The following is a 20,303-nucleotide window of genomic DNA, read 5'->3' as shown; positions in this document are numbered from 1 at the left end:
CGTATTGGCTGATAAACGATCTCCGAGCAATCTTTCGTACGAAGTCTAGCACCAAGGAGACTGCGAAGAAAGCGCTTGAAGGATGGTACAAGAAGGTCACCAAGTCTACCCTTAGAGAGATTAAATCCGTAAAACAGTCTATCCAGCACTACGAGGACGAGATACTCAATTACTTTATCAACAGAGACACTAATGCTTCTGCAGAATCGCTCAACTCCAAGATGAAAGCCTTTAGGTCATGCCTGAAGGGAATAAGGGATATACCCTTCTTTTTCTATAGATGTATTACCGTCTTTGGTTAGGCAGCGGCATCCGCCCGCCACGGACAATCCCCCTTGGGCCCATAAAATACAGAATAAAAATGTTTTGGGAAAATTTGCTCATCTCAATAAATATTCGTATTTTTGTATCAGAAATAGAAGTCACATTAAATAACACGATTATGGCATTGGAAATTAAAGCGATTCCTACTCTTCATGGTGATGCTGCTGAGAGATTTCTTAAGCTAATAGACGTATCGTCAGAAGAAAGAAGCGGGGAGGTATCAAGCGTGACCCGCAGATGGTTAAGAAAGTTCTGCAAAAGGCTGGCCTTAGATAATTATGAGTTGGCTTTTTGATAACTGTAGTATTGATGAGTCGTATCATCAACGGATGCGATTCCATGTGATTATTCTTTCTATTCGTCAATATAAAATACTTGAAAATTGCGTTTTTCCCATTTTTTTGACAAATAGAACTTGTAAACTAGAGCGCGGAGAGGGCGAGTCTGAGCTAAAATGTGCGGAAAAACGGAGTTTCGGGTCGTAAATACCGTAGATATTTTGCTAAACATCGTGCAGAATTTTCTCTGGATGGTGTTTACGGGTCGAAAATATCGTAGAGAAAATGAATAAAACGATAATTTCCGGACTGTTTTTATTGGTTTTATGCGTATTTTTATTCGTTGTTGTTATAACGATAATTGCAAGTAATTGATTATGAGAGAGATGTAAAATTGGCTGAGAATCGTGTATTTGCGGGCGAATGGTCAGTTGCTGAAAAAATCGCGAATTTTGGAGGGGTTAAAACCGATGGTGTTTCGTCGATAATTTTTCGATGAAAATAAAATAGGTCTAAAATTTTCAGTTATCGAAAAAATATTGTATTTTTGCACGATAAACAAGCAAGCAAGAAAGCTATGAAGGAAATCAGTTGGGGATTTATCGGATGTGGTGAAGTGACGGAGAAGAAATCCGGTCCGGCGTTCAATGAAGTGCCGGGATCACATATAGAGGCCGTGATGAGTCGTAACAAGGCCCATGCGCGTGAGTATGCCCAGCGTCATCATATCAAGAAATGGTATGATGATGCCCAGGAGCTTATTGACGATCCGGCGGTGAACGCTATCTATATCGCCACGCCTCCGTCTTCCCATGCCACGTTTGCCATTATGTCGATGAAGGCTGGCAAGCCCTGTTATGTGGAGAAGCCGCTGGCGGCGAGCTACGGGGACTGTATCCGTATCAACCGTATCAGTGAGCAGACGGGCGTGCCATGCTTTGTGGCCTATTACCGTCGTTACCTTCCTTATTTCCAGCGTGTGAAGAAGATCATTGATGACGGCGTCATCGGTACGGTTGTCAATGTCCAGGTACGGTTTTCCGTGCCGCCGCGTGATCTTGATATCAACCGTGCCGGGGAATTGCCCTGGCGGTTGCAGCCGGATATCTCCGGCGGCGGCTATTTCTATGACCTCGCGCCCCATCAGATCGACCTGCTGCAGCAGTTCTTCGGTGTCATCACGCGTGCCCATGGCTATCCCGCCAACCGTGCCCATCTCTATGAGCCCGAGGACACCATTTCCGCCTGTTTCTATTTCGAGAGTGGCATCCCCGGCAGTGGCAGTTGGTGTTTTGTCGGTCATGAGAGCGCGAAGGAAGATCTGGTGACCGTCATCGGCACGAAGGGAACGGTCTCCTTCTCCGTATTCAACTATGATCCTATCCAGCTTGTCACTTCGGAGGGCGCCACGAGTATCGTCGTGCCCAATCCGCCGTATGTCCAGTTGCCGATCATCCGTAATGTCATCGAGGATCTGCAAGGCATCGGCAACTGTGAGTCGACGAGTGTGGCAGCGACGCCAACGAATTGGGTGTTGGACCGTATTCTTTGGAAGAATTAATATTTTTGCGATCGTGGTGTTGAGATTGAAACGAATCAGTGCGTGGCTGTTGCTCGTCATGATCCCCTCCGTGCTCTTCGGTGCGGAGGAAGGGGACAGCGTACCTCGTCGGCAGAATATTTTCCGGGCTATCGGGCATGCTGCCATACGTTTCATGGAAGAATTTGACCATATCGATACCACCTATATCGAACCTCAGGCCTACAATTTCACCACGATGTTGCAGAATACCAATACCTACGAGTCTTATCGCTTCAGCACGAGAGACGGAAATATGAGCATCAAGCTCTCGCCGGATCCTTCTTACCGTATGGGTCCGTATTTCGGTTATCGCTGGGCCTTCCTCGGATATACTTTCGATGTGGCGCATGTCTTCTCCGGCAGTGCCCGCCAGAACCGCACGGAGTGGGATTTCTCCCTCTACAGTTCAATGTTCGGCATCGACTTCTTCTGGCGAAACATGGGTAACGGCTATAAGATCAAAGACTTGAAGTTCAATGGTGATGAATCCGTGGAGATGTTGAAAGGCAGTGAGTATAAAGGATTCTCATCGAGTCTGCGGGGCGTGAACGTCTATTATATCTTCAACCATCGGAAATTCTCCTATCCGGCAGCCTACAGCCAGAGCAACGTGCAGCGGCGCAGTGCCGGCAGCGCGCTGGTGGGGCTCGGGTTCACGCGTCATACGATGTATCTCAATCTCAGTGATTTGGTGGAGATGGTACGGACGCCGGAGAACAGTGATGAGCTCAATCACGCAACGGACGGTGTGAACCTCGACCTGAAGTATAAATATCTCGATATCAGTGCCAGTGGTGGCTACAGTTATAACTGGGTCTTCGCCCGCAACTGTCTCTTCAATGCCAGTCTGTCGGCTGCCATCGGTTATAAGTCGACATCTTCGGATATTGACGGACAGTCGAAATATTTCACGGATTTCAAGTTGAAGAATTTCAATGTTGACTGTGTAGGCCGTTTTGCGATATTGTATAACAACATGCGGTGGTTTGCCGGACTCAGTGCTATCCTTCATACTTACCAGTATGACAAAGACCAGATCTCAACGAGCAATATCAACGGCGTGTTGAATTTCTATGTAGGATTTAATTTTGGAAGACGAAAGCGATGAAAAATAAATTAGGGAGACGGAATGTCTTTCTCTTGCTCCTTCTGAGCTGTTCCTTGCTCGGGCTCAGAGCGCAGGGCGTGGTCTGTACGAAAGGCGACAGTGCCCGCGTGGTGGCTTTGCTCACCGAGGCGCGCCGCCAGCCGGCAAAGACCAACTGGATGTTGTGGTTCGGCCGGAAGTTTATCGGCGTGCCTTATGTCGGGGGAACACTCGACAAGGGCAGGGATGAGCAACTCGTGGTGAATCTCCATGAACTCGACTGTACCACTTATGTGGAACAGGTGATGGCGCTCACGCTGTGCGCCGAGAAGAAGGCGACGCGCTTTGCCGATTTCTGCAATGCCCTCCGTCATGTGCGTTATATCGGGGGACGTGTGGCTTATACGGCCCGACAGCATTATTTCACCGCATGGATCAATGATAATGTCAAGGAAGGCCTGGTGACAGATATCCAACAGCCCAACCCGCCGTTCTCCGCCGTACAGAAGATCCGGGTCAACTGGATGACGACGCATGTGAGCAGTTATAAGATGCTCTCCGCCCACCGTCAGTGGCTCGGCGGCATCCGTGACCTGGAGAACAGTATCAATGGCAAGCGCTACCGCTATATCCCCAAGCGGCTGTTGCACGACAGTAGCTTGCTGCGCCGGTGCATCAAGAATGGTGACATCCTCGTGATGATCACGTCGAAGAAAGGCCTTGACACCGCCCACATTGGTATCGCCGTATGGGGGCGTGACGGACAGCTCCACCTCCTCAACGCCTCCTCGCTTCACCACCGTGTCATCGAAGAGCCCCGGAGCCTTTATGAATATCAACAGCGTCAGCGTACGCAGATCGGAATACGGGTATGCAGAGTAAGATAATTTCCTGTTTGTCTTCTTTTCGTCGTCAGCCGGGACTGCTGTCCTGGCTCGTCGTCCTCGTGCTCTTCTCCTCCTGTGCCTCCACGAAATTCGTGCCCGAGAAACGTTATCTCCTGGACCGAGTGGAGATCACGTCGACGCAGGAACATTTCAACGCGGCGGCCCTCGAACCGTTTATCCGTCAGAAAGCCAACTCCAAGTGGTTCTCCCTTTTCAAGATTCCTTTGGGCACCTATTCCCTCTCGGGAAAGGACAGCACGAAATGGCTGAACCGCACGCTGAAAAAGCTTGGCGAGCAGCCCGTGCTCTACGACTCCGTACAGGCACGGCTGAGTTGTCAGGATTTGTTGACTGCCCTGCAGAACCTAGGCTATATGCATTCGCGCGTCGTGCTCCATACACGGGTCCATGGCCGTAAGATCGATGTACATTATCTTCTTGATCCGGGTGTATCGTTTCTTATTGGCTCGGTAGACCATGACATCCGCGATACGGCTATCGCCCGTCTGTTGCAGGACTATCACTGGCAGCTGAAAGCCGGCAGCCCCTTTACCGTGGACCACCTCAACGAGGAGCGGAAGGCTGTCACGGCTTTCTTGAACGATCGTGGCTATCTGCGTTTCCATAAGGACTTTATACAGTATAACTGCGACACCATCCGTGGCAGCCGTAATATCGCCGTTCATCTCGTACTCCTCCCTTACCGTGCGAACAGCAGAAGTCCGGAGACCTTGCACCCCCGCTATTTCATCCGTCAGGTGAACTTCCTGCCCGATGAGAACGACAAGCTCCATCTGCGACGGAAAGTGCTGGAGGATAATACGGCATTGAAAGTCGGAGAGCCGTTCAGTAATACGGATCTTCAGCAGACCTATCATAACTTTGCCCGTATGGCGGCTGTGAGATATACGAATATCAATTTCCGGGAGGTCCGCGACAGTCTGTTGCCCGACAGTCTGCTCACGGCTGCCGATACGCTGCACCGCTTCGTGGATGCCCATCTGCAGGTGAGCATGAACAAGCCGTCGTCCATTGCTTTCCAGCCCGAAGGTACGAATACGGCAGGTGATCTTGGTGCTGCCGCCTCACTGACCTATACAAACCGGAACCTCTTCCGCGGCAGTGAACAGCTGTCGGTGGAACTGCGGGGCGCCTTCGAGGCCATTACAGGACTGGAGGGGTATAAGGATCAGAACTACCAGGAATATTCTGTCTCTACGAAACTCGCCTTCCCGCGTTTCGTAGCGCCGTTTCTATCCCGTAGCTTCCGTCGCCGACAGACGGCCACGTCGGAACTGTCCGTCAGCTGGGATCTGCAGAACAGGCCGGAGTTCCACCGCCGTGTCTTCTCCACGGCCTGGCGTTACCGGTGGGAGGAGCCGCACCATCATCTGAAATGGCGCTTTGACCTCCTCGACCTCAACTATGTCTATATGCCGTGGATCTCTGAGACGTTCCGTCATGACTATCTCGACAGTGCGAGCAACCGCAATGCCATCCTGCGTTATAACTATGAGGATCTGTTCATTATGAAGATGGGACTGGGTATCTCTTATAATAATGGTGTCGACGCTGTCCGTGCCAATATTGAGACAGCAGGCAATCTCCTTGACGGTCTCGCTCATCTCGCTTCTTTCAAGCAGAATAATAGTGGACAGTACACCTTATTTAATATAGCCTTTGCGCAGTATGCCAAGTTTGACTTCGACTATACCCATTTGTTGAAGTTCGATCGCCGTAATACGCTCGCCCTTCATGCCGACTTCGGCATCGCCTATCCTTACGGCAACAGTACGATCCTGCCGTTTGAGAAACGCTATTTCTCCGGTGGCGCCAACAGTGTGCGTGGATGGAGCGTCAGAGGACTGGGACCGGGAAAGTTCAAGGGAACGGACGGGCGCATAGATTTTATCAACCAGACGGGAGATATGAAACTCGACCTCAACGCGGAGATGCGCAGCCATCTGTTCTGGAAACTCGAGGGGGCCGCCTTCATCGACGCGGGAAATATCTGGACCCTTCGTGACTATGCCGATCAGCCGGGAGGACAGTTCCTTTTCAAGGATTTCTATAAGGAGATCGCGGTAGCCTATGGCCTCGGCCTGCGGTTGAACTTCGACTACTTCATCCTGCGCTTTGACTTTGGTATGAAAGCCATCAATCCTGCTTATGACAATGAACGGGAGCATTGGGCGATCTTCCATCCTGATCTCAGCCGCGACTTCTGTTTCCATTTCGCCGTGGGCCTGCCGTTCTGATACATTAAAAAAGTAAAAAGTCAACGGAATATTTGCTTTGTTGCGCTATTTTTGCTAATTTTGCAGATATATTGACTTGAACGATGCTGAAATTTATCTCTTTCGGGAGTGGGAGCAGTGGCAACTGCTATTTGCTCTATACTGATGATGACGCCTTGTTGATCGATGCCGGCGTAGGTGTGCGACTGCTGAAGAAGCATTTCCACGATTATGGACTGCGACTCGACATGGTGCGGAATATCCTTGTCACTCATGATCATGCCGATCATGTCAAATCTGTCGGCAGTATCAGTGGCGACTATCATATTCCGGTCTACGCTACCCGGAAGGTTCATAACGGCATAGAACGAAACTACTGTGTGCGGCGGAAGATTGACGGAGAGATGCTTCGGGTGATCTCTGTCGACGAGCCCTTCTCTGTAGGCAAGTTTCGGGTTACGGCTTTTGAAGTGCCCCACGACAGTAGCGATAATGTAGGCTATCTCATAGAATATGGTGAGGTCACGTTCTGTCTGATGACCGATGTGGGGCATCTTACCCCGCAGATGTTCGATATCATCGGACAAGCCAATTATCTTGTCATTGAGGCTAATCATGATCCCGAAATGTTACGCCAGGGGCCTTATCCGCAGTATCTCAAAGACCGTATCGCCGGCCCCCGTGGCCATCTGAACAATAGTGAGTGTGCGCATGCCCTCGCCGAGCATGCTACGGAGAGGCTGCGTCATGTATGGCTTTGTCATCTCAGTGAGGAGAACAACCATCCCGAATTGGCACGTCTCACCGTGGAGCAGGTGCTCCGCGACTATGGCCTCGTTGCGGGGAAGGATTTTCTCGTTGACGTGTTGAAACGTAAGACGCCCAGTGGGTTCTTTGAACTCAAGTGATATGAATCTCTCCATCCTCATCCCTACTTTTAATGATGACTGTACGTCACTCGTCCATGATCTGTTGGCACAGGCTGAGCTGATCGACGGACTGTCTGTTGAGGTGCTTATCGGTGACGATGGCTCTACGGATGAGAACGTTGTAGGGCGTCTTCACGCTTTGTCGGTTCTTTCGCATACCCAATATATTCGGAGGGAAAAGAACCAGGGACGGGCCGCCATTCGGAATTTCCTCGTCCGTCAGGCTCATTACGACCGGTTGCTCTTTATTGACAGTGATATGACCGTTTGCCGGGATGATTTTCTCCGCAAATATCTCGATACACAGGGTGCATTGGTCTATGGTGGCTATATCGTCGGGGGAGATAGTAGACGGCTGCGACATAACCTCCGTTACCAATATGAACGTCATTGTGAGGCAGCGCATCATGTCGATCAGCGCCTGCTGCATCCCGATCGTGACTTCCATACCTCCAACTTCCTCGTAGACCGTCAGGTGATGCTTTCTCATCCCCTTGATGAGCGGTTCCGACATTATGGCTACGAGGATGTGTTGTGGGGAAAAGTGCTGACACAGGAAGGTTTCAGTATCCGACACATTGATAATCCCCTCTCCTTTGCTACCTTTGAGGATAATGCCGCCTTTGTAGCGAAGACAGAGGAAGGTCTTCATACCTTATTTATATTTAGGAAGGATCTTTCCGGCTATTCCCATCTCCTGGCCTTGTCGGAAAAGTGGAATCATTCGCCGATAGGTGCTGCCTTACGGTTGTGGCATAAGTGGGTCGGACCTTGGGAAAGAAAAAAACTCTGCGGAACTAATCCTAGCGTGCCGTTGTTACAACTCTATAAGTTGGGATTTTTTCTCAGTTTATATTAAACCTACAGTATATTCTTTCGTCTACAGGAAAATGAATAGATAACATTAAATACTATATTAGCAAAATGAAAAAGAATGTACTCTCTGCTGCTGCCATCGCGTTGATGCTGATGACGGGTGCCGGTGTGAATGCTGAGGCTGCCACACTGGATGATTGCGCAATGGATCAGATGATGGCTATGCCGGCCAAGAAAACGGCTAAGAAAACTAAGAAAACCACGAAGAAGTCTACGAAGACGACATCGAAGAAGTCCACGAAGAAGACCACTTCTTCCACAACAACGGCCACGGCAACTGCTTCGTCCGCAACGACGACGGAAAGTACTGCCTCCAACGGCCTCGGCTCCCTGCTCGGCGGTCTGGCCAGTGGCCTCTCCACCATCTTCAACGCCAACAAGACCGCTACCGTAGATGATCTCGCCGGTACCTGGAGCTACACGGAGCCTGCTGTGGTCTTCAGTGATGACAATGTGCTGAAGGAGATGGCCGGTAAGATCGCCAGTGCTTCCATCGAGAGCAAACTGGCTCAGGAGTATGAGAAGTTCGGTATCAAGAAGGGCGCAATGAAGATGACGTTTGACAAGGACGGCAACTTCACCCAGACTATCGGTGGAAAGACAATTTCCGGTACCTATAAGATCAACGGGCAAAATGTCACGCTGAGCTATCTCGGTGGACTGAAACAGCTCGTCGGTACCACGCAACTCGACGGTAATGACCTCCTCATTGTCGTTGATGCCACGAAGGCCCTCTCAACCTTAAAGGTCCTTGGCGCCCTGACGGGCAACAGTGTCGCCAATACGGTAGGAAATCTTGTAGGAAGCTATAAAGGTCTGAAAATCGGCGTGAAATTGGATAAATAATCCGCTGATAATTTGGTAGTTTAGAAAAAAGTTCGTAATTTTGCACCCGCATTCACGAGTTGGATGCATAAAATTCAAACCTTTCAAATTATTTCATTAAAAAATGGCAACAAAAATCAGATTGCAGCGCGGCGGTCGTAAAGGCTACGCCTTCTATCGCATCGTTATCGCCGACGTTCGCGCACCACGTGATGGTAAATTTACTGAGAAGATTGGTACGTTCAACCCTAACACCAATCCTGCTACCGTAGATTTGAATTTCGACCGTGCTCTCTACTGGGTAGAGGCAGGTGCACAGCCTACGGACACTGTTCGTAACATCCTCAAGGGAGAGGGCGTCTATATGATGAAGCATCTCCGTGGCGGTGTCAAGAAGGGTGCTTTCGATGAGGCTGAGGCTCAGAAGCGTTTCGATGCTTGGAAAGCTGGTAAGGATCAGGCTAAGACAGCCGTCGCTGACGCTACTGCCAAGGCTAAGAAGGATGCTGCCGCTAAGGAGCTCGAGGCTGAGAAGAAGATCAACGAGGCTATCGCTAAGAAGGTCGCCGACAAGAAGGCTGCTGAGGCTGCCGCTAAGGCTGAGGCTGAAGCTGCTAAGGCTGCTGAGGAAGCTGCTCCCGCTGAGGGTGAGGCTGCTGAGGCTCCCGCTGAGGCTTAATCTTCTGGTAGAAAAAATTTTGGAAGCCGGATATTCTCATGAATATCCGGCTTCTGTCTTTCTTTTTTCATCAAGATTGGGGAATATCTATTCATTCTTTCCTCATTTATTGGTATTTTTCGTTAAAAAAGTGATTTTTTTTGCCTTTAGACCTTGACACTTATCATTTTTTTTTGTAACTTTGCATCAGAAAATAAGAAGATACCTCGATGGTCGTGATGATCATCCTATTATATTTATAAACTTAAAACCATTTTTCATCATGAGAGAAGTTAAAGAACAGATTTTCAAAGATTATTTGAATGACACCAAGATGCTCACAACGAGCGAAACAAACGTGAATGTTGTTGGTGGAGAAATCTGGTACGATTAAATTCACGTTTGACTGTTTCAGAGGCAGTCTATTGTAAATGAAAGGAATTTACACGGAAAACCGGTCATCAGAGGTATTCTGATGGCCGTTTTTTGTCTCTGTACATCTTCTCCTTCCCAGGATGTCTTTCTATTTCCGATAGAGTTCAAGATACTGCCGGGCTACTTTCTTATAGTCATGATGGCGCTCGATATAACGGACGCTGTCACGACGCATCTGCATCACCAGGTTCGGGTGGGTGAGCAGAACGCGGAGACCGTCATAGACACTCTCCTCGTTGGGCTGAACATTGAGGATGGGCCGCAATTCAGTCTCGTGAAGAATTTCGTAGTTCTCCGGTTCGCCGCCCCCGCAACAGATGATGCCGCGCTTCATAGCCTCCAGGGGGTTCATGGAGGGGGTGTAACTGTAGAGTTGGTCGAGGATGATGTCACTGCCGTTCATCATTTCCCGATATTGGGCAAAAGGAACACTTTCTGCAACGCGCAGTTCCACTTTTTCGGGATAATCGGCTTCCAGCCGACGAGCGGCACGGAGCATGATGTCTGTGCCTTTGTAGGCACTCCGCTTCTTATTGATACCGATAAAGATGCGCAACTTGTCATGAGGCACGATGGCTGGTGGTGGGTCCAGCGGTTTAATGGGGAAGGGGATGAACGTGGTCTTCTCGGGGAAGAGGGGCTGATAGGTTGCCCAGTATTCATAGAGGCCGGCGACGATGGCATCACAGTCATGGGCGATGAGCTCGTTGAGGCGCCCTTTGGGTGTGCCGATCCAGTCCTTCTGCTCGCGAAGGGCATTCTCGTCGGTGCGAACCTCATCACCGAAGTTGAAATCACTATAGCGCAGGGGTTTCCGCGTACTGTTCTCGTGCACCCAGTAATAGTCCATGCCATAGGCACCGAGTATCATCTTTCCGTTGTTATGACGGAGATATTGGTAGAATCGTGCGTTCCATTCAGACTTCAGTTCCAGAAACATCGGATTGATGAGTTGCACGACATCATAGTCGCGTAGTTTCGGCAATAGGCGGAACAGACGGGCCAGAAGGGAGATGCCGCCCCATTTCGTCGGCATCCGCTTTAGGTTGATGTCGCGTGGGTAGTCCTTCCAGAAGTCACCGTTGGAGGCTACCGTGACATCCTGCCCGAGACTTCGTAGTCCCTCCGCCAGTGTCCAGTGCACATTACTGTATTCGCCTAATAGTAGGATTTTCATGAGTAATTATTCTCTATTGTCCATTATCTATTCTCTATTGTCCATTATCTATTCTCTATTGTCCATTCTCCATTAAAGGTAGGGGATAGTGAGGAGCATGGCTAAGCGGCCCGTCTTCGTGGCTACTGCCCGGCGGAAGAGATTGTACTTGGTGGTATAGTCACGGTCGGGGAGGGGGAAGAGCCCATTCTTCTGCAGACGGGAGATAGCATCCTCGAGATAACGCTGCGAGCGGGTCAGACGGATGCACTGGTAGATATAGTCCATGGTGAGCTGAGCCACACGGCGCTCCATAGCCGCACGCTGGCCGCCTTGGAGCTGATGACTGATGGCATCAAGCCGCAAAAGCACCTGCTCTAAGTCGTTGAGGCGATGGAGGCGGTGTTGCTTGCTCTTGTTGTTCATGATCGACGTGCGGCGCTTACGGTAGAAGTAGGCCAGCGACGGCGTGTCGAAGACTCGCTTGGCATGGAGAAAGAGCTGTGGCGTAAACTCTTCGTCCTCATGGATAATACCAGTGGTAAAGCGGAGTCCTCGGAGAATATCTTTGCGGAAAACATAGCTGCACGCTGATGCCCTGAGGTTCCTGGTCTGCATATATTCCTCACCGCTGATAGGCTCGGGGAGCGTGAAGTCGGGCTCATTGACTTTTGTAGATGTGAAATTGAAATGGACGATATCCGGATGATGAAAGCGCACGATGTCGAGACAGTGTTCGTAGGAGGCGGTAATGAGCTTATCATCGCCGTCGACAAACTGGATATACATTCCTCGGGCGATCTGCAGTCCGCGGTTGCGGGCCTCGGAGACTCCTCGGTTGGGCTGTCGGAAGTAGACGATCTGATCGTCAAACTCTAACAGTTCGTTGATGACGGGAATCTCGGATCCGTCATCAACGACAATGACTTCCCGTTCCTCTTCCCCTAATGACAAGGCGAGAATGGACCGCAGACACTGGCGGACCATCTCCGCCGGAAGATTATAGACGGGGATGATGAACGATACCAGCGGCTGCTCTGACTTACTGGCTTCTATTTTTTGTGAAGGATGCTGTGTGCGAGTTTGTTCAGTTGACATAAGCGTTTGATTCCTAGGAGATGCATGAGTTTGAGTTTCCACGTGTTGTAATAAGGCATTACGGGAAGGATGGGTTCGTCGCCTGTTTGTTCGTAGACATCCAACTGGATATTCAGCAAGTGAGCGTAATAGATTCCCATGTCATGGGCCTCTTCCGTGCTCAGGGAGGCTGTCGGCGTGTCGAGGAGGGCGAAGATCTTGTTATGGAACGCCTGACGATGACCTTCCAACAGTTCCCGCAGTTCATGGCCGCGGGCTGTCGCGGTGATGCCTTGGGGATTCCATGCATAGTCGTAATAGCCTTTCGAACTTGTGGCGATCTTACTACAATGGGCGAGGACGAGAGGGAGGGTATAGACATCCTCGAAATGCTTGCCCGCAGGGAAGCGTACATCGTCGAAGAGTGCTTTCCGGTAGAGTTTGTTACAGGCGTAACAGTGCTGGTAGGCTTTGCCATGAAGCCAGTAACGGCGCATATCGGTATAGACCTCGTCGGGTAATGTTAAGGTATGCGTGCCGTGGGGACCACCGATACGTTCATGGACACTGTATTCGATGAGATCCAGCTCCTCCTCTTCCATCTGCTGCAGCAGGTCATGGTAAAGCAACGGGGTGTCACTCAGCGCGTCGTCACTATCGATGAAGGTCAGCACATCCCCCGTGGCAATATTGATGCCGCTGTTGCGGGCAACACTGAGACCTTGATTTGTCTGGTGATAGACACGCAGCCGATGGTCCTTCGCCGCCAGCTGTTCCATGAGCTCCTGACAGCCGTCGGCGGAGCCATCATCGACGAGGATCACCTCCATGTCGGTCTGCTGTTGTCGCAGTACCGTCTCCACACAGCGGCGGAGTGTCTCCCGTGTGTTGTAAACGGGTATAATGACGGATAATTTCATGGGCATGTTCTTTTTTCTACTGCAAAAATAATAAAAAACTTTTATTCTCGTTGTAATGAATAATGGAAAAAGCGGAAAAAGATAATAATTACACCCATATTCTCAAGTATACCGGACTCTTCGGCGGTGTACAGGGACTGAATATCCTGGTGGGTATCATCCGCAATAAACTCGTGGCACTGATCCTGGGCCCGGCAGGAATGGGTCTGGTGTCTTTGTTCAACAGTACGCTGACCCTCCTTTCCAATGCCACGAATCTCGGTATTTCCATGAGTGGCGTGCGGGAGATCTCCGAAGCCTATGATCAGGAGAAGGAGAACTATGACGCTGACGGCCTCCGCGCTTGTCCGCGGCTCTGCCAGGCAATCCGTGTTATCCGTTTCTGGAGTTTCCTCGTGGCACTCTTTGGAATGGTCGTCTGTATCGTCTTGAGTCCGTTGCTCAACCGATGGACCTTTACTTGGGGCAATCATACCTTACATTTCGTTCTTCTCTCTCCCGTGGTGGCTTTGATGGCGATAACGGGCGGGGAGATGGCTGTTCTGAAAGCTACGCGGAAGTTGCGGGCCCTCGCCGCCTCGTCGGTATATAGCGTCATCGCCACGCTTTTGACGACAGTCCCTTTGTATTATTTCTGGGGACAGGCAGCTATCGTTCCCTCATTGTTGCTCATCGCCCTGATCCAGTTGCTGCTGACGGTGATCTTCTCCTGGCGGCAGTTTCCTATCCAACTGATATGGACTCGCCGGCAACTGTTCCGCGGCGTGGGGATGGTAAGGGTAGGTATAGCCTTCGTTTTTGCTGGTATTCTCGGCAGTGGTACTGACTTCCTGATCCGTACCTTTCTGAACCGTCTCGCCGGACTTGATGAGATTGGCTTCTTCAATGCCGGATACATGCTCACCATGACTTATGCCGGTCTCGTCTTCTCTGCCATGGAGACGGATTATTTTCCGCGGCTCTCCGCTATCCAACAGACCGGAAAGGAGCTTAACCGAGTCGTCAATAACCAGATCGAGGTGTCCCTGCTCCTCGTGTCACCGTTGTTGACAGCATTCATCACGGCAGCGCCGTTGGTCGTCACCTTATTATACAGTGCACAGTTCGCTCCCGTGACGGCGATGCTGAAGGTGACCCTGCTGTCCATGTATTTCCGTGCTCTGTTCCTTCCGATGGAATATATCGCCTTGTCACGCGGTGACTCTGTGACCTTTCTTATCCAGGAGTGCGTGTCGGCTGTTCTCATCCTTGCCTCCGTCCTCGCCGGCTTTTCCCTTTGGGGACTGACGGGAACGGGCGTCGGACTCTTTGTAGCCAGTATCCTGATCTTCCTGTATGACATATCCAATATCTATTACCGTTATCGTTTTACCATCTCTCGTCAGGCACTCGGCTATCTCTCCTTCCAACTGCTCACGGGAATTGCTTGTTGTGTGCTCACCGGGATCTTCTCGGGATGGCTCTCCTGGCTGTTGGGTGCGCTGCTTTTCATCGTCAGTGCCCTGTTCTCCCTTCTCATCATCCATCAGAAGACACATCTTTGGGAGAATATCAAGGAAAAGCTCTTCCGGAAATAAGATGTTCCCAAGAGCATCTTCTTATGAATATTTTCTTCGATTTTGCCTACTTGAGTGTTCAAAATGGACAATGAAATTTGACTTTTTGTTACGAATGTGTTAAACCGTAATAAAAAATCATCTCTTTTCTTGATTTATTAGGATTATTTGTTAACTTTGCCCTAAGAAAAAAGAAAGCATCACACACCCCTACAAGGACACTGAGGAGCCGCATGTTACCTCTGATTGCGGATCTATCACGTCCCTGCTAAGCTGACAATAGATTATATATAATAAGGTGTAAATTATGGCGAAAGTAAAGACGATTGGCGTATTGACCTCCGGTGGTGATGCCCCCGGAATGAATGCTGCCATCCGTGCGGTTACCCGCGCAGGAATCTACAATGGTTTTAAGATCAAAGCTATCTACCGTGGTTATGACGGTCTCATTGCAGATGAGATCAAACCCTTCACCACAGAGAATGTTTCTGGTATTATCGGTACCGGTGGTACCATCCTGAAGACGGCTCGCTCTAAGGAGTTTATGACGGAAGAAGGACGCCAGAAAGCATATGAGAATTTGCAGAAGGAGGAGATCGACGCCCTCGTGGTTATCGGTGGTAATGGCTCTCTGACGGGTGCCATGCATTTCGCACAGGATTTTGATATTTGTTGTATCGGACTTCCCGGTACTATTGATAATGACCTCTATGGTACGGATAACACCATTGGTTATGATACCACGATGAATACCATCGTTGAATGTGTGGATCGTATCCGTGATACGGCGCAGAGTCATGAGCGTATCTTCTTCGTGGAGGTGATGGGCCGTGATGCCGGTTTCTTGGCGCAGAACTCTGCTATTGCCAGTGGTGCCGAGGCTGCCATCATTCCCGAGGACAGTACTGATGTTGACCAGTTGGCACAGTTCATGGAGCGTGGTATCCGTAAGAGCAAGAAGAGTTGTATCGTCATTGTCTCCGAGAGTCCGAAATGTGGCGCTATGTATTATGCGAACCGTGTGCGCAAGGAGTTCCCGGAATATGATGTGCGTGTATCCATCCTCGGACATTTGCAGCGTGGTGGTCGTCCTTCAGCCCGTGACCGTATCCTTGCCAGCCGTACCGGCTGTGGCGCCATCGAGGCTATCATGCAGGGACAACGTAATGTGATGGTCGGTGTTCGTAACAACGAGGTCGTCTACGTTCCGCTGAGTGAGGCTATTCGTAGTGATAAGCCGTTCGACCGCAAACTCATCAAGGTACTTGATGAGTTATCTATCTAATAAAAAAGGTAATTCTAAAAATATTAAGCTTATGTCAAAAATCAATGGACACATTTCCCAGATCATCGGTCCTGTCATCGATGTCTTCTTCGAGACAGGCGGCGAGGATCCGGAGAAAGTGCTTCCTAAAATCCATGAGGCTCTGGTCATCCACCGCCCCGACGGACGAGATCTAATCATCGAGGTGGAACAGCACATCGGTGAGGATACCGTGCGTTGTGTGGCTATGGATAACACTGACGGTCTGCAGCGTGGACTGGAGGTGATCCCTACGGGATCGCCGATCACGATGCCTGCCGGTGATCAGATCAAGGGCCGTATGCTTAATGTCATCGGTCAGCCTATCGATGGCATGAAGAAGCTCGACATGAAAGGCTCGTATCCTATTCACCGTGAAGCGCCGAAGTTTGACGAGCTCTCCACGCACAAGGAGATGCTTCCTACGGGTATCAAAGTCATCGACTTGCTGGAGCCTTACATGAAAGGTGGTAAGATTGGTCTTTTCGGTGGTGCCGGTGTAGGTAAGACGGTGCTCATCATGGAGCTGATCAACAACATCGCCAAGGGACACAACGGTTACTCTGTCTTCGCCGGTGTCGGTGAGCGTACCCGTGAAGGTAACGACCTGATCCGCGATATGCTCGAGAGTGGTGTTATCCGCTATGGTGATAAGTTCAAGAAAGCCATGGAAGAGGGAAAATGGGATCTCAGTCTCGTCGACCCCGAGGAGTTGCAGAAGAGTCAGGCAACTCTTGTCTATGGTCAGATGAACGAGCCGCCAGGGGCACGTGCTTCTGTCGCCCTCTCCGGTCTGACCGTCGCTGAGGAGTTCCGTGATCATGGTGGCAAGGATGGTGGTCCTGCTGATATCATGTTCTTCATCGATAATATCTTCCGTTTCACGCAGGCTGGTTCTGAGGTCTCCGCCCTTCTGGGCCGAATGCCGTCAGCCGTAGGTTATCAGCCGACACTGGCCAGTGAGATGGGTGCCATGCAGGAGCGTATCACCTCTACGAAGAAAGGTTCCATCACCTCCGTGCAGGCTGTCTATGTCCCTGCCGATGACTTGACGGACCCGGCACCGGCCACAACGTTCACCCATCTGGATGCTACGACGGAGCTGAGCCGTAAGATTGCTGAGCTTGGTATCTATCCTGCTGTGGATCCGCTGGGCTCCACTTCCCGTATCCTCGATCCGTTGATCGTCGGTAAGGCTCATTACGACTGTGCGCAGCGTGTCAAGCAGTTGCTGCAGCATTACAATGAGCTTCAGGATATCATCGCCATCCTCGGTATGGATGAACTCTCTGATGAGGATAAGCTCGTCGTCAACCGTGCCCGTAAGGTCCAGCGTTTCCTCTCTCAGCCGTTTACCGTCGCTGAGCAGTTCACGGGTCTGCCCGGTGTCATGGTGCCCATCGAGGATACCATTAAGGGCTTCAATGCCATCCTTGACGGTGAGGTCGACGACCTGCCGGAACAGGCCTTCCTCAATGTCGGTACCATCGACGATGCCAAGGCTAAGGCTAAGAAGCTGATGCAGCAAGTAGAGAAATAAGGAGATGCGCCTATGCTGACACTGAAAATCGTATCACCCGAGAAAGTCGTCTACCAGGGGCCTGTGGAGAATGTGACGGTGCCCGGCACGTTGGGATCTTTTGAGATTCTCAACAACCACGCGCCCATCATCTCCTCGCTGGAGGCCGGGCGTGTGACCTACACCACCGACCAGGGGCGTCAGCAGATGGACATCGAAGGTGGATTTGTGGAAGTGAAAAAGAATGTTGTGAACTTATGTGTGGAAGTATAGCAGACATCACTACTGCAGGTAAGCGCTACCGCAAAGGGTCGCTGTGGATCATTGCCGCTATGATGCTCATCGTCCTGGTGATCATCCGCGTGACTAACGAGTTCTTCCTCGTCGGTGGCCTTGTCGTCACAGTGGTCTTCTCTCTGCTCTGCAGCATCGTCTACGGGAAAGCATGGGAGGCTGTGGCACGCCGCTCGCCGCGCCAGTTGGCGAAGTTCTACCTTGTCGCCGGCACGCTGCGGATGCTCGCCGCCGTCCTTGTCTTCCTCGTCTATGCGCTCCTTCATCGGGACACAGGGACGTTGCTCGGCTTCACGGCATTGTTCGCGGGATTCTATCTCGTCCTGCTTCTGTTCGACTGCATCTTCTTTGCTCGGATAGAGAAAAAGTTTAAACAATTAAAATAAGAATTCTATGAAGGTTATCAAACAATTGTTCCTCATGCTCGTCATGTTCTTGACGCTGACTCCTGTGTCGGCGAAGGAGAACATCGATGTGAAGGGCATTTTGTGGGGTCATATCAAAGATTCTTATGAATGGCATATCACGAAAGTGGGGGACCATCAGATGGTCATCAATCTTCCGGTCATCGTGAAGACGACAACGGGCTGGCATGTGTTCAGCAGCGCCGCCTTCAGCGAGGAGAAAGATAAGAATGGAGACCGCCCCGGTCCTTACAACCTCGTGATCAAGAACGGTGATTCCAAGACCTATCCCAACAAGATTGTAGAGAAGGTCGGGAACAAGGAAGTCAGACCGTTGGATATCTCCATCACGAAGACCGTCTGCGTGCTCTTCATCGATGCGATCATCCTACTCCTCTGTATCTTGATCCCCGCCCGCTGGTGCCGTCGGCATAAAGTCGACGACCCCGCGCCGAAAGGATTCACGGGACTCGTACACATGTTTGTCATGAGTGTCTATAATGAAGTCATCAAGGCACCGATGGGCGATGAGGCACCGAAGTATGCCCCGTGGCTGCTGACCTGCTTCTTCTTCATCTTCACGGCAAATATCATGGGTATCGTTCCGTTCCCTCCCGGCGGCGGCAACCTCACGGGAAATATCGCCTGTACGTGTTTCCTGGGTGTGTGCACCTTCCTCATCACCAATTTCACGGGTACGAAAGCCTATTGGAAGGATATCTTCTGGCCAGAAGTCCCGTTGTGGTTGAAGGTCCCCGTTCCTTTGATGCCTTTCATTGAGTTGTTTGGTATCTTCACTAAACCCCTGGCATTGATCATTCGACTCTTTGCCAATATGATGGCAGGCCATGCCATTGCCCTGTCGTTCGCGGCCATCATCTTCATCATGTTCAACATCAGTGAGAATATGTTGGTCAACTATATCGCCGGTTCCGGCATGACGGTGGTGAGCGTCGCCATGAGCGTGTTCATGATGCTCCTGGAGATTCTGGTGAGCTACATCCAGGCCCTCGTCTTCACCATGCTGAGTGCCGTCTTCATCTCCTTGGCTCACGTTAAGTCTGCCGAGTAAAAACAGAATCTGTGGGGCTTCGGTCCTTCCGAAAGGAAAAAATTAAACATTAAAAATATTAGAACTATGATTTCATTATTGTTAGCAGCAGAAGTTGCAAAGTTAGGTGCCGCAGTAGGCGCAGGTCTCGCCGCAATTGGCGCAGGTATTGGTATCGGTCGTATCGGTGGTCAGGCCATGGACGCCATGGCCCGTCAGCCGGAGAAGATGAGCGATCTTCGTTCTTCCATGATCATCGCTGCCGCCCTCGTCGAAGGTGTGGCTTTCTTCGCCGTCATCATCGCCATCCTCGCCATCGTCATGTAAATGACCGCGCGGACGCGCTTTTCATTCAATCAAATTAGTCAAGAACTTTAACCAGTATATATGGATTTATTAACACCGGATTCAGGCTTGCTGTTCTGGATGACTGTTGTCTTCCTGCTGGTCTTCCTCATCTTGTTGAAGTGGGGCTTCCCCGTGATCATCAAGATGGTGAACGAGCGCAAGGGGTATATCGATGACTCCCTTCGGAAGGCACATGAGGCCAACGAGAAGCTTGCCAATATCCAAAAAGAAGGTGAATCCATTCTGCAGGAAGCACGTGAGAAACAGGCTCAGATCTTGAAAGAGGCTGCCGACACACGTGACAAGATCGTGGAGCAAGCACAGGAGAAGGCCCGTGATGAGGGAGCCCGTCTGCTCGGTGAGGCGAAAGCGCAGATAGAGACGGAGAAGCAGAATGCCATCCGTGATATCCGCTCGCAGGTTGCCACACTGAGTGTCGAGGTTGCCGGCAAGGTCCTCCGCCAGAAGCTCTCCACGAATCAGGAGCAGATGGAACTGATAAACCGGCTGCTGGATGAAGTTTCTGCTGAAAAGCAGGAGTCTGACAAATAAAGTAG

21 protein-coding genes are annotated in these 20,303 nt (G+C 50.6%); 18 read left to right on the top strand and 3 right to left on the bottom strand.

Annotated features, from left to right (window positions below; translation table 11 throughout):
- From G604_RS0107255 to G604_RS0107210, 10 genes are all read left to right on the top strand, one after another.
- The coding region (locus G604_RS0107255) for a transposase (protein WP_028909996.1) at positions 1-302 on the top strand (302 nt) is incomplete at its 5' end.
- A gap of 59 nt (positions 303-361) precedes the next feature.
- Positions 362-619, top strand: a complete 258-nt coding sequence (locus tag G604_RS13790) for a hypothetical protein (protein ID WP_036904845.1) — start codon at positions 362-364, stop codon at positions 617-619.
- 560 nt (positions 620-1,179) lie between these two features.
- Positions 1,180-2,163: a Gfo/Idh/MocA family protein gene (locus G604_RS0107245; RefSeq protein WP_028909994.1), complete on the top strand. Its 984-nt coding sequence runs from the start codon at positions 1,180-1,182 to the stop codon at positions 2,161-2,163.
- Between the two features lie 16 nt (positions 2,164-2,179).
- Positions 2,180-3,292, top strand: coding sequence for a DUF4421 domain-containing protein (locus G604_RS0107240; RefSeq protein ID WP_231376085.1), 1,113 nt, complete (start codon positions 2,180-2,182; stop codon positions 3,290-3,292).
- The gene (locus G604_RS0107235; RefSeq protein WP_036904840.1) at positions 3,289-4,158 is read left to right on the top strand and encodes an N-acetylmuramoyl-L-alanine amidase-like domain-containing protein; all 870 of its coding nucleotides are present in this window, start codon (positions 3,289-3,291) and stop codon (positions 4,156-4,158) included. Before G604_RS0107240 ends, G604_RS0107235 begins: the two co-directional genes overlap by 4 nt.
- Complete coding sequence (locus G604_RS0107230) at positions 4,143-6,416, top strand: BamA/TamA family outer membrane protein (protein ID WP_081657696.1); 2,274 nt, start codon at positions 4,143-4,145, stop codon at positions 6,414-6,416. Before G604_RS0107235 ends, G604_RS0107230 begins: the two co-directional genes overlap by 16 nt.
- An 83-nt stretch (positions 6,417-6,499) precedes the next feature.
- Complete coding sequence (locus G604_RS0107225; protein WP_028909990.1) at positions 6,500-7,303, top strand: MBL fold metallo-hydrolase; 804 nt, start codon at positions 6,500-6,502, stop codon at positions 7,301-7,303.
- Positions 7,290-8,183, top strand: a complete 894-nt coding sequence (locus tag G604_RS15025) for a glycosyltransferase family 2 protein (protein WP_231376082.1) — start codon at positions 7,290-7,292, stop codon at positions 8,181-8,183. Before G604_RS0107225 ends, G604_RS15025 begins: the two co-directional genes overlap by 14 nt.
- 65 nt (positions 8,184-8,248) lie before the next feature.
- A complete protein-coding gene (locus tag G604_RS13785) occupies positions 8,249-9,046 on the top strand; it encodes a lipocalin-like domain-containing protein (protein ID WP_051220271.1) in 798 nt (265 codons plus the stop codon).
- A gap of 103 nt (positions 9,047-9,149) precedes the next feature.
- The gene (locus tag G604_RS0107210) at positions 9,150-9,704 is read left to right on the top strand and encodes a 30S ribosomal protein S16 (RefSeq protein ID WP_028909988.1); all 555 of its coding nucleotides are present in this window, start codon (positions 9,150-9,152) and stop codon (positions 9,702-9,704) included.
- Positions 9,705-10,206: 502 nt separating this feature from the next.
- Here G604_RS0107210 and G604_RS0107200 read toward each other — a convergent pair.
- From G604_RS0107200 to G604_RS0107190, 3 genes are all read right to left on the bottom strand, one after another.
- Positions 10,207-11,295, bottom strand: a complete 1,089-nt coding sequence (locus tag G604_RS0107200) for a glycosyltransferase family 4 protein (RefSeq protein WP_028909986.1) — start codon at positions 11,293-11,295, stop codon at positions 10,207-10,209.
- A gap of 72 nt (positions 11,296-11,367) precedes the next feature.
- Complete coding sequence (locus G604_RS0107195) at positions 11,368-12,372, bottom strand: glycosyltransferase family 2 protein (protein ID WP_036904837.1); 1,005 nt, start codon at positions 12,370-12,372, stop codon at positions 11,368-11,370.
- Positions 12,327-13,271 (bottom strand): glycosyltransferase family 2 protein, encoded by a 945-nt coding sequence (locus G604_RS0107190; protein WP_028909984.1) that lies wholly within the window; start codon positions 13,269-13,271, stop codon positions 12,327-12,329. The genes G604_RS0107195 and G604_RS0107190 overlap by 46 nt, the downstream gene beginning before the upstream one ends.
- Before the next feature lie 62 nt (positions 13,272-13,333).
- Between G604_RS0107190 and G604_RS0107185 the strand changes: the two genes are divergently transcribed.
- The 8 genes from G604_RS0107185 to atpF all read left to right on the top strand — a co-directional run bounded on the left by G604_RS0107185 (position 13,334) and on the right by atpF (position 20,298).
- A complete protein-coding gene (locus G604_RS0107185; RefSeq protein ID WP_028909983.1) occupies positions 13,334-14,848 on the top strand; it encodes an oligosaccharide flippase family protein in 1,515 nt (504 codons plus the stop codon).
- A gap of 286 nt (positions 14,849-15,134) precedes the next feature.
- Positions 15,135-16,112, top strand: a complete 978-nt coding sequence (gene pfkA, locus G604_RS0107180; protein WP_028909982.1) for a 6-phosphofructokinase — start codon at positions 15,135-15,137, stop codon at positions 16,110-16,112.
- Positions 16,113-16,143: 31 nt separating this feature from the next.
- Complete coding sequence (gene atpD, locus G604_RS0107175) at positions 16,144-17,670, top strand: F0F1 ATP synthase subunit beta (RefSeq protein WP_028909981.1); 1,527 nt, start codon at positions 16,144-16,146, stop codon at positions 17,668-17,670.
- Between the two features lie 12 nt (positions 17,671-17,682).
- Positions 17,683-17,922: an ATP synthase F1 subunit epsilon gene (gene atpC / locus G604_RS0107170; protein WP_028909980.1), complete on the top strand. Its 240-nt coding sequence runs from the start codon at positions 17,683-17,685 to the stop codon at positions 17,920-17,922.
- Positions 17,907-18,329, top strand: coding sequence for a hypothetical protein (locus G604_RS0107165; RefSeq protein WP_051220270.1), 423 nt, complete (start codon positions 17,907-17,909; stop codon positions 18,327-18,329). The genes atpC and G604_RS0107165 overlap by 16 nt, the downstream gene beginning before the upstream one ends.
- Positions 18,330-18,336: 7 nt before the next feature.
- Entirely contained in the window at positions 18,337-19,419 is a 1,083-nt protein-coding gene (atpB, locus tag G604_RS0107160; RefSeq protein WP_028909978.1) for a F0F1 ATP synthase subunit A, read from the top strand.
- Positions 19,420-19,485: 66 nt separating this feature from the next.
- On the top strand, positions 19,486-19,725 hold the full coding sequence (atpE, locus tag G604_RS0107155) for an ATP synthase F0 subunit C (RefSeq protein ID WP_028909977.1): 240 nt from the start codon (positions 19,486-19,488) through the stop codon (positions 19,723-19,725).
- A 60-nt stretch (positions 19,726-19,785) separates the two neighbouring features.
- Positions 19,786-20,298: a F0F1 ATP synthase subunit B gene (gene atpF, locus G604_RS0107150; protein WP_028909976.1), complete on the top strand. Its 513-nt coding sequence runs from the start codon at positions 19,786-19,788 to the stop codon at positions 20,296-20,298.
- Positions 20,299-20,303 lie beyond the last annotated feature (5 nt).

Origin of the sequence: Prevotella sp. AGR2160, from assembly GCF_000424185.1 — a bacterium.
Classification (GTDB): Bacteria; Bacteroidota; Bacteroidia; order Bacteroidales; family Bacteroidaceae; genus Prevotella.
This window is presented reverse-complemented; position numbering and strand designations above follow the sequence as displayed.

Coding starts and splice junctions, on each gene's coding strand:
- G604_RS13790 (WP_036904845.1), top strand. CDS start 362: ATGTTTTGGGAAAATTTGCTCATCTCAATAAATATTCGTATTTTTGTA.
- G604_RS0107245 (WP_028909994.1), top strand. CDS start 1,180: ATGAAGGAAATCAGTTGGGGATTTATCGGATGTGGTGAAGTGACGGAG.
- G604_RS0107235 (WP_036904840.1), top strand. CDS start 3,289: ATGAAAAATAAATTAGGGAGACGGAATGTCTTTCTCTTGCTCCTTCTG.
- G604_RS0107230 (WP_081657696.1), top strand. CDS start 4,143: ATGCAGAGTAAGATAATTTCCTGTTTGTCTTCTTTTCGTCGTCAGCCG.
- G604_RS0107225 (WP_028909990.1), top strand. CDS start 6,500: ATGCTGAAATTTATCTCTTTCGGGAGTGGGAGCAGTGGCAACTGCTAT.
- G604_RS13785 (WP_051220271.1), top strand. CDS start 8,249: ATGAAAAAGAATGTACTCTCTGCTGCTGCCATCGCGTTGATGCTGATG.
- G604_RS0107210 (WP_028909988.1), top strand. CDS start 9,150: ATGGCAACAAAAATCAGATTGCAGCGCGGCGGTCGTAAAGGCTACGCC.
- G604_RS0107200 (WP_028909986.1), bottom strand. CDS start 11,295: ATGAAAATCCTACTATTAGGCGAATACAGTAATGTGCACTGGACACTG.
- G604_RS0107195 (WP_036904837.1), bottom strand. CDS start 12,372: ATGTCAACTGAACAAACTCGCACACAGCATCCTTCACAAAAAATAGAA.
- G604_RS0107190 (WP_028909984.1), bottom strand. CDS start 13,271: ATGAAATTATCCGTCATTATACCCGTTTACAACACACGGGAGACACTC.
- G604_RS0107185 (WP_028909983.1), top strand. CDS start 13,334: ATGGAAAAAGCGGAAAAAGATAATAATTACACCCATATTCTCAAGTAT.
- pfkA (WP_028909982.1), top strand. CDS start 15,135: ATGGCGAAAGTAAAGACGATTGGCGTATTGACCTCCGGTGGTGATGCC.
- atpD (WP_028909981.1), top strand. CDS start 16,144: ATGTCAAAAATCAATGGACACATTTCCCAGATCATCGGTCCTGTCATC.
- atpC (WP_028909980.1), top strand. CDS start 17,683: ATGCTGACACTGAAAATCGTATCACCCGAGAAAGTCGTCTACCAGGGG.
- G604_RS0107165 (WP_051220270.1), top strand. CDS start 17,907: ATGTGTGGAAGTATAGCAGACATCACTACTGCAGGTAAGCGCTACCGC.
- atpB (WP_028909978.1), top strand. CDS start 18,337: ATGAAGGTTATCAAACAATTGTTCCTCATGCTCGTCATGTTCTTGACG.
- atpE (WP_028909977.1), top strand. CDS start 19,486: ATGATTTCATTATTGTTAGCAGCAGAAGTTGCAAAGTTAGGTGCCGCA.
- atpF (WP_028909976.1), top strand. CDS start 19,786: ATGGATTTATTAACACCGGATTCAGGCTTGCTGTTCTGGATGACTGTT.